The following is a 14,273-nucleotide window of genomic DNA, read 5'->3' as shown; positions in this document are numbered from 1 at the left end:
AGGGACGCATCCGAGCCCGTCCCTGCCGGCCATGTACTCGAACTGCGACGGACGCCTCCCGCGGCTCGAAGCGGCGGCCCTGGTACGGAAGGCGGTCAGCCAGTGACGTACCCGAACCCGGCCCGGCCGGCGACGTACACGAACCCGGTCCTGAACGCCGACTGGTCCGACCCCGACGTCATCCGTGTCGGCGACGACTTCTACCTCACCGCCTCCAGCTTCGGCCGCGCCCCGGGCCTGCCGCTGCTGCACTCCCGCGACCTGGTCAACTGGACGCTGATCGGCCACGCCCTCGAACGCCTGGAACCGGCCGCGGAGTTCACCAGGCCCCGGCACGACTGCGGGGTCTGGGCGCCCTCTCTCCGTTACCACGACGAACGGTTCTGGATCTTCTGGGGCGACCCCGACCAGGGCATCTTCCAGATCAACGCCCCCGAGATCAGGGGCCCTTGGACTCGCCCGCACCTCCTCAAGTCGGGCAGGGGCCTGATCGACCCGTGCCCCCTGTGGGACGAGGAGACCGGCGAGGCCTACCTCGTGCACGCCTGGGCCAGGTCCCGCTCCGGCGTCAAGAACCGGCTCACCGGTCACCGGATGGATCTCGACGGCCGTGAACTCCTCGACGAGGGCAAGGTGATCGTCGACGGCGATCGGATCCCCGGCTGGTTCACCCTCGAAGGCCCCAAGCTCTATCAGCACGACGGCTGGTTCTGGATCCTCGCCCCCGCGGGAGGAGTCGAGACCGGCTGGCAGGGCGCCTTCCGCTCACGCGGGTTCTTCGGGCCCTACGAGGAGAAGGTCGTCCTGGAGCAGGGGGACACCGACGTCAACGGCCCCCACCAGGGCGGCTGGGTGCGCACCCCGTCCGGCCAGGACTGGTTCCTGCACTTCCAGCAGAAGGGCGCCTACGGCAGGGTCGTCCACCTCCAGCCCATGCGCTGGGGTCCGGACGGCTGGCCGGTGCTCGGCGAGGCGGGCACCCCCGTCGCCGTGCACGAGAGGCCCGACCTGCCGCCGCAGCCGGACGCGGCGCCCGCCACCGACGACGACTTCCCCGGCGGACGTTTCGGCCGACAGTGGCAGTGGACCGCCAACCCGCAGCCCGGCTGGGCCACCCACCACTCCGGCGACGGACTCCGGCTCACCTGCGTCCGCTCGGCCGACGCGCACGACCTGCGCAGAGTGCCGAACCTTCTCACCCAGCGGCTGCCCGGCACACCCTCGGCGGTCGAGGTGGAACTGCGGTTGCACAGCGAGGAACCGGGGGCCCGCGCCGGACTCGCCGTTCTCGGTGACGCATTCAGCTGGATCGGACTCCAGCGGGGGGCCGACGGCGCCGTCCACCTCGTGCACCGGTTCGCCGAGGGCGTCGCCGAGCAGGAACGGGACGCCGAGCACCCCCGGCCCGCCCTCGCCGAGAAGGTACGGCTGCGGATCGAGATCGGCACCGGGGCGCGCTGCAGGTTCTTCTGCGACCTCGGCGACGGCCCGCAGCCCTCCGGGCCCGTCTTCGCCGCCACGCCCTGGCGCTGGGTCGGCGCGCTGCTCGGACTGTTCGCGCTCGCGCCCGTCGGAGGAGGGCACGCCGGCGCGGCAACCTTCTCGCACTTGAGGATCGACCACCTGTAACGCACCGAACCCGTAAGCCTGTTGGGAGCCGCAATGACGCAGCACCTGCATAGCAAGCGCTTGCAGAGACCGGGGTACGGCACCGTCGTGGCCGCCGTGCTCGGTCTCGCGGCTGCCCTGGGTCTCGGGGCGGCAGGAGAGGCGAGGGCCTTGGCGACGACCGCCGTCGGAACACCGGCTTCGGGGGCCACGGCCTCCGCGGAGCAGTTAGAGGGCCGGCCGCACGGCTTCGCCTCCCTCGCGGGCGGCACCACAGCAGGGGCCGACGGCAAGGTCGTCACCGGGCCGCGGCAGCGGACCGGCGTGACCCTGCACGTCCCGGACGGCTACCCGACCGTGCAGGCCGCCGTGGACGCCGTGCCGGACGGGAACACCGTGCCGGTGACGATCGCCGTGGCGCCGGGGGTGTACCGCGCCAAGGTGTACATCCCCGCGACCAAGCCGAACATCGTGCTCCGGGGGACCGGACGCGACCGGTCCGACACCGTCATCGTCTACGACACGCCTGCCGAGTACGGCGGTTCGACGGGCAGCGCGACGGCTCGGATCGCCGCGAACGACGTCACCGCCCGCCACCTCACCTTCAGCAACGACTTCGACGAGGCCGCGGTCGAGCTGAAGGGCGAGCAGGCCCTCGCGATGAAGACGACCGGCGACCGGATCGTCTTCGAGGACACGGCCTTCCTGGGCAACCAGGACACCCTGATGACCGACAGCCCCAAGCTGGACGTGATCAGCCGGGTCTACATCCGCGACTCGTACATCGAGGGCGATGTCGACTTCCTCTACGGCCGTGCGACCACCGTCGTGGAGCGGTCCGTGATCCGCCTGCTGAGCCGGGGTTCCACCACCAACAACGGCTATATGACGGCCGCTTCGACATGGACGGGCAATCCCCACGGGTTCCTGATCACCTGCTCGAAGGTCCTGAGCGACGCGCCGGAGCAGTCCTTCCACCTGGGACGGCCGTGGCATCCGGGCGGTGAACCCGCCGCCGTGGCCCAGGTGTTGATCCGGGACACCGAGCTGCCGGCAGCGGTGAAGTCCTCGCCGTGGACCGACATGAGCGGCTTCTCGTGGAAGGACGCGCGGTTCGCCGAGTACCGCAACTTCGGGCCGGGGGCCTCCCCGAGTGCGGACCGGCCGCAGCTGAGCGCCGCCGACGCGAGGACGTACACCGTCGCGAACCACCTCAAGGGCACGGACGGCTGGGCCCCGTACGCCCGCCACTGACTTCCCCCCACACCTTCATTTCTCCGCTGGAACCAGAAGAAGAAGAGAGCCGACCAATGAAGATCAGCATCCGCAGAAGCAGGCGCGCTGCCATAGCCGTCGCCCTCGGGTCCGTACTGGCGCTCACCGCCACCGCCTGCGGTGACAACGGCAGCGGGTCCGGCGGCGACAAGGGCGACGAGGGCAGCGGCAAGGGAAAGATCGTCTTCTGGGACAACAACGGCGGTGTGCGCACCGACGCCTGGAAGGCGATCATCGCCGCGTTCCAGAAGGCGAACCCCGGCATCAAGGTCGAGTACGTCGGCATCGCCTCCACCGAGTACCAGTCCAAGGTCGACACCGCCATCCAGGGCGGCGGCCTGCCGGACGTCGGTGGCGTCGGTGCGGCCATGCTCGCCGGGTTCTCCGCGCAGAAGGCGCTGGAGCCGCTGGACGACCGCCTCGCCAAGTCCTCCCTGAGCGGCAAGCTCAACGAGAACATGGTCGCTTCGCTGAAGGCGGCGGGCGGCGGGGACGGGACCCTGTACTCGATCCCGACCTCCGCGAACAACGGCGTGCTGTACTACCGGACCGACCTGTTCAAGAGGGCCGGCCTCGACGAGCCGACCACCTGGGACAAGTTCTACGAGGCCGCGCGCAAGCTCACCGACTCCAAGAAGAACGAGTTCGGTTACACCATCCGCGGAGGAGCCGGGTCGATCGCCCAGGCCCTGGACGCCTCGTACGGGCAGAGCGGGATCACCTCCTTCTGGAACGGCGACAAGACCACCCTCAACGACCCGAAGAACGTGGCGGCGTTGGAGAAGTACGCGGCGCTGTACAAGAAGGACACTCCGGCGGCCGACCTCAACAACGACTTCACCAAGATGGTCGCGCAGTGGGACTCCGGCACCATCGGGATGCTGAACCACAACCTGGGCTCCTACCAGGACCATGTGAAGGCGCTCGGAGCCGGCAAGTTCCGGGGAATTCCGCAGCCGATCGGCGCCTCCGGCAAGCGGGTCCAGGTGTCCAACCCCGTTGACGGGCTCGGGGTGTTCAAGAGCTCGAAGAACAAGGAAGCCGCCTGGAAGTTCATCGAGTTCGCCACCTCGCGCGCGGAGAACTCGGAGTTCAACAAGGCGGCGGGACAGGTGCCGTCGAACAACGACGCCGCCAAGGACGCGTGGATCTCCCAGGCGGAGCCCACGAAGCTCGCCGCCGCCGCGCTGACCGACGGCTCCACGAGCATCGTCCAGTTGCCGTACTACCTGCCCGACTGGAACACGATCTCCAAGGCCGACAACGAGCCGAACTTCCAGAAGGTGCTGCTGGGTGACATGAGTGCGAAGAAGTTCCTGGACACCATGGCCGACCAGCTGAACACGGCCCAGGCGGAGTGGAAGGAACAGAACGGCTGAGAACCCGGGTGGTTGTTGTCGTGGGGAGCTGCGGGTCCGTCGTGGCTGGTCGCGCAGTTCCCCGCGCCCCTGAAAACAGGAAGGTGCACCGAAAATGTCTCTTACCCGCAGACAGGTCACCATGGCGACGATCGCCGCCGTGCCCATCGCTTTCAGCGCGACCGGTACCGCTCAGGCCAAGGAACAGCGCACCCTCTACATCGCCGGTGACTCCACGGCAGCCCAGAAATACGCCGACGCCGCGCCCGAGACCGGGTGGGGTATGGCTCTCCCCTTCTTTCTGCACAAGGGTCTCCCGGTCGCCAACCACGCGGTGAACGGGCGGAGTTCGAAGTCCTTCGTCGACGAGGGGCGGCTCGACGCCATTCTCGGGCTGATCAGGCCCGGTGACTTCCTGGTCGTCCAGTTCGCGCACAACGACGAGAAGACCGCCGATCCGACCCGGTACACCGAGCCGTGGACGACGTATCAGGACTATCTGCGCCTGTACCTCGACGGCGCCCGCGCCAAGGGTGCCCGTCCGGTGCTGGTCACGCCCGTCGAGCGTCGGAAGTTCGACGCGAGCGGCAACGCCGTGCCGACCCACGGTGAGTACCCCGCCGCGATGCGTGCGCTCGCAAAGGAAGAGGGCGTGGCGCTGCTCGACCTCCAGGCGCTGTCGCTCGCCCTGTGGCAGAAGCTCGGGGTCGAGGAGACCAAGCGGTACTTCAACTGGACCGCGACCGAGCAGGACAACACGCACTTCAATCCGCCGGGTGCCATCGCGGTGGCCCGGCTCGTCGCCGGTGAGCTGCTGCACCGGCGGGTGCTGGCGCCCCGGGACGTGCGCCGGCTCGACGCCGAGATCCCTGAGTCCTGGATCACCTGGCCGTCGCCGGCCACTGCCTGACCACTCCTTCTCCTCCTTCTTCGCAGTCGAAAGAGAGCCGCACAATGAACACACACGCATGGCATGGGCATGTCATAACAAAGGCGATGGCCGTGGCAGGCTGCGCCGCCCTGGTCCTCGCGGCCACCGGCACCACCGCCCAGGCCAAGGGGCATGACGTCACCCGCGAGGCCCTCGCCGCGAACGACGGCTGGGGCTCCGACGGCACCGGTACCACCGGGGGCGCGGCCGCCGACGCCGCCCACGTCTACACCGTCACCGACTGGGCTGGCTTCAAGGCCGCCCTCGCCGCAGGCGGCACCACGCCGAAGATCATCAAGGTGAAGGGGACCATCGACGCCGTCTCCGAGGGCTGCGACTCGCTCGCCGCGCCCGGCTACGACTTCGACGCCTACCTGGCGAAGTACTCGCCCGAGGCCTGGGGCCTGGACACCGACCTGAGCGCCGAGCCCGCAGGCAGCCCCGAGGGACTGCGCCGCGTCTCCGCCGCCAACCAGGACCAGACCATCAAGGCGAACGTCCCCGCCAACACCACGATCATCGGGGTCGGCAGGAACGCCGGCTTCAAGGGCGCCAGCCTCCAGATCAAGGCCGTCGACAACGTCATCGTCCGCAACCTCACCTTCGAGAGCCCCATCGACTGCTTCCCGCAGTGGGACCCGACCGACGGCGACAAGGGCAACTGGAACTCCGAGTACGACACCGCCGTCGTCTACGGCTCCACCCATGTGTGGCTGGACCACAACACGTTCACCGACGGATCCCACCCCGACAGCGCCGCGCCGACCTACTTCGGCATGCTCTACCAGCAGCACGACGGCGAGCTGGACATCGTCCGCGGCGCGAACTACGTCACCGCCTCCTGGAACGTCTTCGCCGACCACGACAAGACGATCCTGATCGGCAACAGCGACAGCGAGTCCACGGCGGTGGGGGACCGGGGCAAGCTCAAGGTCACCTTCCACCACAACCTGTTCTCGGACCTCGTCGAGCGCGCACCGCGCGTCCGCTTCGGACAGGTCGACTCCTACAACAACCACTTCGTGGCGAACGCCGACTACTCCTACAGCTTCGGCATCGGCAAGGAGTCCCAACTCGTCTCCGAGCACAACGCGTTCACGCTTCCGACGGGTGTCAGCGCGGCCAAGGTGCTCAAGCGGTGGAACGTCTCGCCGCTCACCGCCGACGACAACTACGTCAACGGCACGCCCACCGACCTGATCGCCGTCCACAACGCGGAGATCCCCGCCGAGACCCTTCAGTCCGGTGCGGGCTGGACGCCCACCCTGCGCACGAAGATCGACCCGGCGAAGAAGATCCCGGGGATCGTCGACCGGGGCGCGGGCGCCGGACGCATCTGCTGACACGCCCCCCCGAGACCGGCCGGGGCGGAATCCAGCGGCCGCCCCGGCCACCTCACCACACCCCCCACGCGAGGTACCCCCACCACTGAGCCGCGTTTCCAAGGAGCACCCGCATGTCCTCGCCCCACATACAACTCCCCCTGAACAGAAGGGGATTCCTGCTCGCGAGCACCGGAGCGGCAGCCGCGCTCGCCCTGACGCCGGCCGCCGCGTCCGCCGCCGCCCCGGCCGCCGGCAGACGTCCCTTCGGCCGCTTCGGGGCACCGGCCGCGCGGCTCACCCCGCAGACGCTGTACGTCGACCCGCGGGGCCGCGGTGACCACACCACCGTCAAGGCCGCCGTCACCGCCGCCACCGGCAGCGGCTGGACGCTGGTCCTCGCCCCCGGCACCTACCGGGAGACCGTCGCCGTCGACGTCACCCGGACCGAGGCGACCTGGATCGGCGCCTCCGAGGACCCACAGGACGTCGTGATCGTGTACGACAACGCGGCCGGCACACCCAAGCCGGGCGGCGGCACCTACGGCACCACCGGATCGGCCACCACGACCGTGCAGGCCGCCGGCTTCACCGCCCGCTGGATCACCTTCGCCAACGACTGGCTGCGCGCCGACCACCCCGACATCACCGGCACCCAGGCCGTCGCCCTCAAGGTCCAGGGCGACCGCTCCGCCTTCCACCACTGCCGCTTCCTCGGCCACCAGGACACCCTGTACGCCGACTCGACCGCCCTGACCTCCTTCGCCCGCCAGTACTTCGCGCACTGCTACGCCGAGGGAGACGTCGACTTCGTCTTCGGCCGGGGCACGGCAGTCCACGAGGACTGCCACTTCCGGACCCTGAACCGGACCGACCTTGCGGCAGCGCCGTACGGTTTCGTCTTCGCGCCCTCCACGGCGGGCGCCAACCCGCTCGGCTACCTGGTCACCAGGAGCCGTGTCAGCAGCGAGGCCCCGGACGGCTCCTACAAGCTGGCCCGCCCGTGGGTCCCGAGCTCCGACACCACGGCCCGTCCGTCACTCGTGGTCCGGGACACCCGGCTCGGCCCCGGCATCGACGCGGCCGCCCCTTACGCCAATATGTCGGACGCCTTCCCCTGGCAGAACCAGCGGTTCGCCGAGTACCGCAACACCGGCCCCGGCGCCAGGATCACCGTCCCGGAGAACCGGCCCCAACTCACCCGCGAACAGGCCGAGTCGGCGACCAGAGAGGCCTACCTCGGCGACTGGAAGCCGTGGAAGGAGACGTGCTGAGATGCTGCGCAGACGCACGCTCCTCACCGGGATCGCGGGCGGCCTGACAGCGGCCGCCTCCGCACCCGTCTTCGCTTCCGGCCGCCATGTCCTGCATGTGCACCCCGGCGACTCCGTCCAGGCGGCCGTCGACGCGGTCACCGGCCCGGGCCGGACGGTCGTCGTCCACCCGGGGACCTATCGCGAGGTGGTGAACATCCCCGCCTCCGCAGCGGAGCTGACCGTGCGCGGCGCCACCCGCGACCCCCGTGACGTGGTCATCGTGTACGACAACGCCAACGGCACCCAGAAGCCCGACGGTTCGGGCACCTACGGCACCGCAGGCTCCGCCACCTTCACCTCCGCGGCCCCCGGCCTCACCGTCCGCGACCTCACCCTCGCCAACGACTGGCTGCGCGCCGACCACCCCGACATCACCGGCACCCAGGCGGTCGCGGCCTACACCTACGGCGACCGCACCCACTTCGACAACGTCCGCCTCCTCGCCCACCAGGACACCCTGTTCGTCGAGACGACCGCGCTCACCTCCTTCGACCGGCAGTACTTCCACCGCTGCCACATCGAGGGAGACGTCGACTTCGTCTTCGGCCGGGCCACCGCCGTCTTCGAGGACTGCCACTTCCACACCCTCCGGCGGGACGTGAACTTCACCCCCAAGGGCATGGTCTTCGCCCCCTCCACCGCCCGCGCCAACCCGTACGGCATCCTCGCCGTCCGCTCCCGCTTCACCTCCGCTGCAGAGGACGGGGCGTACAAACTGGCGCGGCCGTGGGTCCCGTCGTACGAGACGACCGCCTGGCCGTCCCTCGTCGTGCGGAACTCCCGGATAGGCCCCGGGATCGACCCGGTCGCGCCCTACACCAACATGCGCGAGGCCTACCCGTGGCAGACCATGCGCTTTGCGGAGTACGGCAACTCCGGCCCCGGCGCGGTCGTTCCGGTCCCGGAGAACCGGCCGCAGCTGACCACCGCCGAGGCCGCCACGCACACCAGGCGGAGCTACCTCGGGAACTGGAGGCCCTATGAGCGCCCGTGACCCGAGGGGCCCCGTCGGCAGGCGGGCGTTCGTGGTGGGCGCCGGAGCGGCCGTGCTGGCCGGAGCCGCGGTGAGCCCTGCCGAGGCCGGGGTCGTGGACGGCCCGCTGCCCGACTTCCACCCGGCGCTCAAGCGGGAGCTGAACTTCCCACTGGCCAGGGGGCGTTCACCGATCCGAGACTTCAGGACCTGGCGGGCCCGAGCCAGGGCGGTGGTCGAGGAGCACCTCCTCGTCGACCGCGAGGACGGCACCCCGTACGCACCCGAATTCGGCAGCCGCGCCCAAGGGGACGGATACACGCGGGAGTTGGTGACCCTCTCCCTGACCCGTCACGAACGCGTCCGCGCCGCCCTGCTCACCCCGCAGGGCCCGGGCCCGTTCCCCGCCGTGCTGCTTCTCCACGACCACGGGGCGAAGTTCGACATCGGCAAGGAGAAACTGGTCCGGCCCTGGTACGACGACAGCCGGCTCGCCTCCGCGCAGGCCTGGACGGACAAGTACTTCAGCGGTCGGTTCGTCGGCGACGAGCTGGCCCGGCGCGGCTATGTCGTCCTGTGCGCGGACGCGCTCGGCTGGGGCGACCGCGGACCGGTCGCGTACGACCAACAGCAGGCCCTGGCGAGCAACTTCTACAACCTCGGCTCCTCGCTCGCCGGACTCATGGCCCGCGAGGACGCCCGCGCGGCCGGCTTCCTCGCCGGTCTCGACCGGGTGGACGCCCGCAGAGTCGGTGCCGTCGGGTTCTCCATGGGTGCCTACCGCGCCTGGCAGACCGCCGCGCTGACCGACCACATCGCGGCCACGGCGTCCGTCTGCTGGATGACCGGCCTCAAGGACATGATGGTGCCCGGCAACAACACCCTGCGCGGGCAGTCGTCGTACTACATGCTCCACCCCGGGCTTCCCCGGTTCCTCGACTTCCCCGACGTGGCGAGCATCGCCGCACCCAGGCCGATGCTCTTCTTCAACGGCGGGCTCGATCCGCTGTTCCCCGCCGACGGCGTACAGGTCGCCCACGACAAACTGCGCGCCGTCTGGCACTCCCGCCACGCCGAGGAGCGGTTGCACCTGAAGACCTGGCCCGACCTCGGCCATGTCTTCGTCGACCGCATGCAGGACGAGGTCTTCGGCTGGCTCGACGCCGTCCTGTGACCCCGCCCCGGACAATCCCCTCCCCGAACAGCACGACGGAAAGGACCCGCACTCCATGTCTCGTCGTACCGCTCTCATCGCCACGGCAGCCCTCGCCCTCGGCTCCGGCCTCGCCGTACTCCCCACCCAGGCCCAGGCCGCGACGGTCGTCGTCAGCAACTCGACCGACCTGTCCAACGCCATCAAGAACGCCACCGCCGGCACCGTCATCCAGGTCCGCGGCGGCACCTACTACCCGACGGCCACCCTCCAGTCCACGGCCAACGGCACCTCGTCGTCCGCGATCACGCTCACCGCCTACGGCTCGGAGACGGTGAAGATCGACGGGTCCTCGCTGCCCGCCGGCGACTGGATCTTCAAGCTGACCGCCGACTACTGGAACGTCTCCAACATCACCTTCCAGAACTCCCCGGACAGCGCGGTCGTCTGCCAGTCCTGCACCGGGACGGTGTGGAACAACATCAAGACGATCAACGGCAAGGACTCCGGCTTCACGCTCACCGGCGACGGGACCGTCAACAACACGGTCAGGAACATCGACTCCTACGGCAACTACGACGCCGCGAACCACGGGGAGAACGCCGACGGCGTCGCCGTGAAGTTCGGCTCCGGCACCGGAAACCTGATCACCGGGGCTCGCCTCTACAACAACTCGGATGACGGGATCGACTTCTGGTCCTTCTCCTCGCCCGTCACCATCGAGCACACCTGGTCCATGGGCAACGGCGTCAACCGCTGGTCCGACTCCGCCTTCGCGGGCGACGGCAACGGATACAAGCTGGGCGGCGACGGCGAGGTCGTCGCCCACGTCATCAACAACTCCGCCGCCTGGGGCAACGCCGGCAACGGCTTCACCGAGAACTCCAACACCGGCGCGATCGTCATCAACCGCACCACCGCCTACGCCAAAAGCAAGTGGGGCTACTACTTCGCCACCAGCTCGGCGAAGCTCGGCAAGAACCTCGCGGTGAGCAACAGCGGCGGCTCGGTCAGCAAGGGCTCCAAGGTCTCCTCGTCCGGCAACAACTGGGACAGCGGCATCAGCACCCCCGCCTTCAAGTCGACGGACGCCTCGACGACGTACAACGCCCGCAGCTCCAGTGGCACCCTGCCGGCCACGACCTTCCTGACGACGGGGAGCACCACCATCGGCGCCACGATGAACTGATCGCACCGTTCAGGGCCCCGCCCCGGGGCGCTTGACCCGTTTTTTACCCGGCGGGTCTCGCGCCCACGGGGGTGACGCGCGTAGAACCTCTGTCATGCATAAGACATTGCGTATCGCTGCCGCCACCACCGCCTGTGCGGTCGTCGGCATCGCCGTGTACGGCGCCGGTGCGGCCACGGCCCACCAGTCCACGGCCAACTCCACGCACGAGCCCTACAACATCGGGCTCCTGGTCAAGGACATCGACACCTACTACGGCACCACGGCCGACGCCAACGGCATCTACCAGGCGTCTCCCGACAGCCAGTACGCCAAGGACCTCGCGGCCGTCGACAAGGCCGTGAAGAAGCAGATCGACCAGGCCGCCCGCAAGACGCAGCACCACAAGGGCCACAAGCCGGCCGTCGTCTTCGACATCGACGACACGCTGCTGCTCAGCCTCGACTACGAGAAGCGCTACAACTACACGTACAACCCCACCACTTGGGCCGACTACGTGAACAAGGCCGACCGCCCGGGAGTCTTCGGCAGCGCCGAACTGGTGCAGTACGCCGAGAAGAAGGGTGTCGAGGTCTTCTACAACTCGGGCCTGAGCGAGGCGCAGCGCTCCGCCGCCGTCCAGAACCTGAAGAAGATCGGCGCCGATGTGAACCTCGACGCCGACCACGTGTTCCTCAAGGACAAGGCCAACCCGCCGTCCTACCTGAGTGCCTGCGCCACCCCCGGCACCTGGACCTGCACGACCGTGCAGTACAAGGGCGGCACCCGCAAGCACATCGAGCAGGACCTCGGGTACGACATCGTCGCCAACCTCGGTGACCAGTACTCGGACCTCGACGGCGGCTACGCCGACAAGACGTTCAAGCTGCCCAACCCGACGTACTTCGTCAGCTAGTTCCGCACCGGCCTGATCCCTTCGAGGGTCGGCACCACCGGTTCGATCGACCCGTCCGCCGCGAACCTCATGCGGTCGATGGTCGTCTCCCGGTGCATGCCGTCCCCGCCCGCCTTCCCCGGCCCGTTCAGGGCGAACCGGTGATAGACGATGTACCAGTCGTCGGTGCCGGGGACGTTGACCACGGAGTGGTGGCCGGTGGCGAGGATGCCGTACTCGGGACGCTTGGACAGGATCGTCCCCCGCTTGGTCCACGGACCGAGCGGGGACGGTCCCGTCGCATAGGCGACGTGGTAGTTCTCGCTGCGTGTGTCGTCCTCGGACCACATGAAGTAGTACGTGCCGTTCCGCTTGATCACGAAGGATCCCTCGCGGAAGTTGTCCGGGGTGATGTCCTCGATCCTCGCCGGGTCGTACGACACCATGTCGTCGTTCAGCGGCACCACGTACCCGTGCCCGTTGCCCCAGTAGAGGTACGACGTCCCGTCGTCGTCCGTGAAGACGGCCGGGTCGATCATCTGGCCCTTGAGCGCACCGCCCTTCGCCACCAGCGGCTTGCCCAGCGCGTCCTTGAAGGGGCCCGCGGAGGAGTCCGCCACCGCCACACCGATCTGCTGCTCGGCGCAGAAATAGAAGTAGTACCTGCCGTCCCGCTCGGCGATCGCCGGCGCCCACGCGTAGGTGTCGGCCCAGGACACGTCCGCGCCGAGGTCGAGGATGACGCCGTGGTCCTTCCAGTGGACCAGGTCCTTCGACGAGTACGCCTTGAACCGCGTCCCGCTCCAGCCGTTGAAGCCGTCGGTCGTCGGGTAGATCCAGTACTCGCCGTCCAGATAGTGCACGTCCGGGTCGGCGTTGAGACCGGGCAGGACGGGACTCCCGGTCCGCACGGCCTCGATCGTCCAGCTGCGGGTGGTGCCGTCCGCCGCCGTCACGGTGTACGTCTGCGGCCTGCGGAAGTCGCGCCGGGTACCGGACCTGGGGCTGACGCTCGCGCCCTCGCCCACGGCGATCTGCGGAGCGAGGTGCGAGAGGTCGGTGTCGGTCTGCACCGGCAGCACGACCTTCGCGGCGGACTCCGTGACGATCGCATACCCCTTCTGGCCCTTGGCCGTGGCGTCCACCATCGAGGTCGGAGTGGACGGATACGCGGACAGCAGCCGGTCGTACTCCTTCTGCGTCACCGGAAGTACCGTGCCGTGCCGGGGACTTGCGGGCAGCTGGTAGTTCGTCGACGGCGTCCACGTACCCGAGTCGAGGTCGGTCGTCTCGAAGGGCACGTAACCCCGGCCGCCGTACTCGTCGATGAACAGGTACCACTTCTTCTCGGTGTTCGACCGGAACACCGTCGGCCCCTCGCCGCGGGTCATCGCACCGCTGCCGATGCAGTCCGCCACCAGGTCGTACTTCGTCGACGTCAGACTCGTCGACTTCTCACCGGTGATGAACTTGGCGCAGGGCGAGCTGGAGGCGGGGTCCCGCTCGTCCTTGGTGTAGCGGTAGTAACTGCCCCTGTGCTTCACGACCGTCGAGTCGATGACGGAGTAGCCCGGGTCGTCCCAGACCTTCGGCTCGCTGAAGCTGCGGAAGTCCTTCGTCGTCGCGTACAGCATCTTGTTGTACGTCGATCCCGTGTGGCCGGGGTCGTCGTCGGCGTACAGCTTCGACGCCCAGAAGACGACGTACTCGCCGAGGCTGTCGTCCCAGTAGGCCTCCGGCGCCCAGGTGTTGCCCGCGTTGCCCGGGGCGACCTCGGCCAGCCGCTGGTCGGTCCAGTGGACCAGGTCGGTGGACTCCCAGATCATGATCGACCTGCTGCCGTGGCGCTGGACGTCGTCCCAACTGCCGCTGCTGTTGCGGTACATGCGCAGATCGGTGGCGATCAGATAGAACCTGTCGCCCTTGGGGGAGCGGATCACGAACGGGTCGCGCAGACCCTTCTCGCCGATCGTCGACGTCAGGACGGGCCTGCCCTGGTTCAGCTCGCGCCAGTGCAAGGGGTCGTTGCCGCGGCTGAGAGCGTAGCGGATCTGCTCGCCGTCGGCGGTGCCCTCGCCGGTGAAGTAGGCGAAGAGATAGCCGGCGTACTTGGGAGGGTTCACGGGTGGTGCTCCTGAGTGGGCGGAACCGGGCGGTGCGGTGAGAAGGGCCAGGAGTAGCGAGAAACAGGCAACGAGGAGGATACGAGAGCGCATGTCGCTCCTGCGAATGTGGGGGTGTGGGGGTTTGTGTTGAGGGCTGTGCGCGCCTTCG

Annotated in this window: 10 protein-coding genes and 1 pseudogene; 10 read left to right on the top strand and 1 reads right to left on the bottom strand. The window is 68.9% G+C overall.

Going from position 1 to position 14,273, the window contains the following annotated elements:
• The first annotated feature begins 102 nt into the window (after positions 1 to 102).
• From OHT57_RS12045 to OHT57_RS12000, 10 genes and pseudogenes are all read left to right on the top strand, one after another.
• On the top strand, positions 103 to 1,629 hold the full coding sequence (locus OHT57_RS12045) for a glycoside hydrolase family 43 protein (protein ID WP_328746164.1): 1,527 nt from the start codon (positions 103 to 105) through the stop codon (positions 1,627 to 1,629).
• 309 nt (positions 1,630 to 1,938) lie between these two features.
• Positions 1,939 to 2,862: pseudogene (locus tag OHT57_RS12040) on the top strand (pectinesterase family protein); the annotation flags it as partial.
• Between the two features lie 56 nt (positions 2,863 to 2,918).
• Entirely contained in the window at positions 2,919 to 4,262 is a 1,344-nt protein-coding gene (locus tag OHT57_RS12035; protein WP_328746162.1) for an ABC transporter substrate-binding protein, read from the top strand.
• Between the two features lie 94 nt (positions 4,263 to 4,356).
• Positions 4,357 to 5,151: a rhamnogalacturonan acetylesterase gene (locus tag OHT57_RS12030; protein WP_328746161.1), complete on the top strand. Its 795-nt coding sequence runs from the start codon at positions 4,357 to 4,359 to the stop codon at positions 5,149 to 5,151.
• Between the two features lie 44 nt (positions 5,152 to 5,195).
• Positions 5,196 to 6,515 carry a pectate lyase family protein gene (locus OHT57_RS12025; RefSeq protein WP_328746160.1) on the top strand — a complete coding sequence of 440 codons (1,320 nt, stop codon included), beginning with the start codon at positions 5,196 to 5,198 and terminating at the stop codon, positions 6,513 to 6,515.
• A gap of 113 nt (positions 6,516 to 6,628) precedes the next feature.
• Positions 6,629 to 7,768, top strand: a complete 1,140-nt coding sequence (locus OHT57_RS12020) for a pectinesterase family protein (protein WP_328746159.1) — start codon at positions 6,629 to 6,631, stop codon at positions 7,766 to 7,768.
• A 1-nt stretch (position 7,769) separates the two neighbouring features.
• On the top strand, positions 7,770 to 8,804 hold the full coding sequence (locus OHT57_RS12015) for a pectinesterase family protein (RefSeq protein WP_443053444.1): 1,035 nt from the start codon (positions 7,770 to 7,772) through the stop codon (positions 8,802 to 8,804).
• The gene (locus OHT57_RS12010; protein WP_328746157.1) at positions 8,791 to 9,957 is read left to right on the top strand and encodes a dienelactone hydrolase family protein; all 1,167 of its coding nucleotides are present in this window, start codon (positions 8,791 to 8,793) and stop codon (positions 9,955 to 9,957) included. The genes OHT57_RS12015 and OHT57_RS12010 overlap by 14 nt, the downstream gene beginning before the upstream one ends.
• A gap of 55 nt (positions 9,958 to 10,012) precedes the next feature.
• Positions 10,013 to 11,125: a right-handed parallel beta-helix repeat-containing protein gene (locus tag OHT57_RS12005; RefSeq protein ID WP_328746156.1), complete on the top strand. Its 1,113-nt coding sequence runs from the start codon at positions 10,013 to 10,015 to the stop codon at positions 11,123 to 11,125.
• A gap of 94 nt (positions 11,126 to 11,219) precedes the next feature.
• The gene (locus OHT57_RS12000; protein WP_328746155.1) at positions 11,220 to 12,020 is read left to right on the top strand and encodes an HAD family acid phosphatase; all 801 of its coding nucleotides are present in this window, start codon (positions 11,220 to 11,222) and stop codon (positions 12,018 to 12,020) included.
• Here OHT57_RS12000 and OHT57_RS11995 read toward each other — a convergent pair.
• The gene (locus tag OHT57_RS11995) at positions 12,017 to 14,215 is read right to left on the bottom strand and encodes a family 43 glycosylhydrolase (RefSeq protein WP_328746154.1); all 2,199 of its coding nucleotides are present in this window, start codon (positions 14,213 to 14,215) and stop codon (positions 12,017 to 12,019) included. The genes OHT57_RS12000 and OHT57_RS11995 overlap by 4 nt on opposite strands.
• Between the last annotated feature and the right edge of the window lie 58 nt (positions 14,216 to 14,273).

Source organism: Streptomyces sp. NBC_00285 (assembly GCF_036174265.1).
GTDB lineage: Bacteria > Actinomycetota > Actinomycetes > Streptomycetales > Streptomycetaceae > Streptomyces.
This window is presented reverse-complemented; position numbering and strand designations above follow the sequence as displayed.

What these genes read in the sequence shown, in the direction of transcription:
- OHT57_RS12005 (WP_328746156.1), top strand. Translation starts at nt 10,013, where the DNA reads ATGTCTCGTCGTACCGCTCTCATCGCCACGGCAGCCCTCGCCCTCGGC.
- OHT57_RS12010 (WP_328746157.1), top strand. Translation starts at nt 8,791, where the DNA reads ATGAGCGCCCGTGACCCGAGGGGCCCCGTCGGCAGGCGGGCGTTCGTG.
- OHT57_RS12030 (WP_328746161.1), top strand. Translation starts at nt 4,357, where the DNA reads ATGTCTCTTACCCGCAGACAGGTCACCATGGCGACGATCGCCGCCGTG.
- OHT57_RS12015 (WP_443053444.1), top strand. Translation starts at nt 7,770, where the DNA reads ATGCTGCGCAGACGCACGCTCCTCACCGGGATCGCGGGCGGCCTGACA.
- OHT57_RS11995 (WP_328746154.1), bottom strand. Translation starts at nt 14,215, where the DNA reads ATGCGCTCTCGTATCCTCCTCGTTGCCTGTTTCTCGCTACTCCTGGCC.
- OHT57_RS12035 (WP_328746162.1), top strand. Translation starts at nt 2,919, where the DNA reads ATGAAGATCAGCATCCGCAGAAGCAGGCGCGCTGCCATAGCCGTCGCC.
- OHT57_RS12025 (WP_328746160.1), top strand. Translation starts at nt 5,196, where the DNA reads ATGAACACACACGCATGGCATGGGCATGTCATAACAAAGGCGATGGCC.
- OHT57_RS12020 (WP_328746159.1), top strand. Translation starts at nt 6,629, where the DNA reads ATGTCCTCGCCCCACATACAACTCCCCCTGAACAGAAGGGGATTCCTG.
- OHT57_RS12000 (WP_328746155.1), top strand. Translation starts at nt 11,220, where the DNA reads ATGCATAAGACATTGCGTATCGCTGCCGCCACCACCGCCTGTGCGGTC.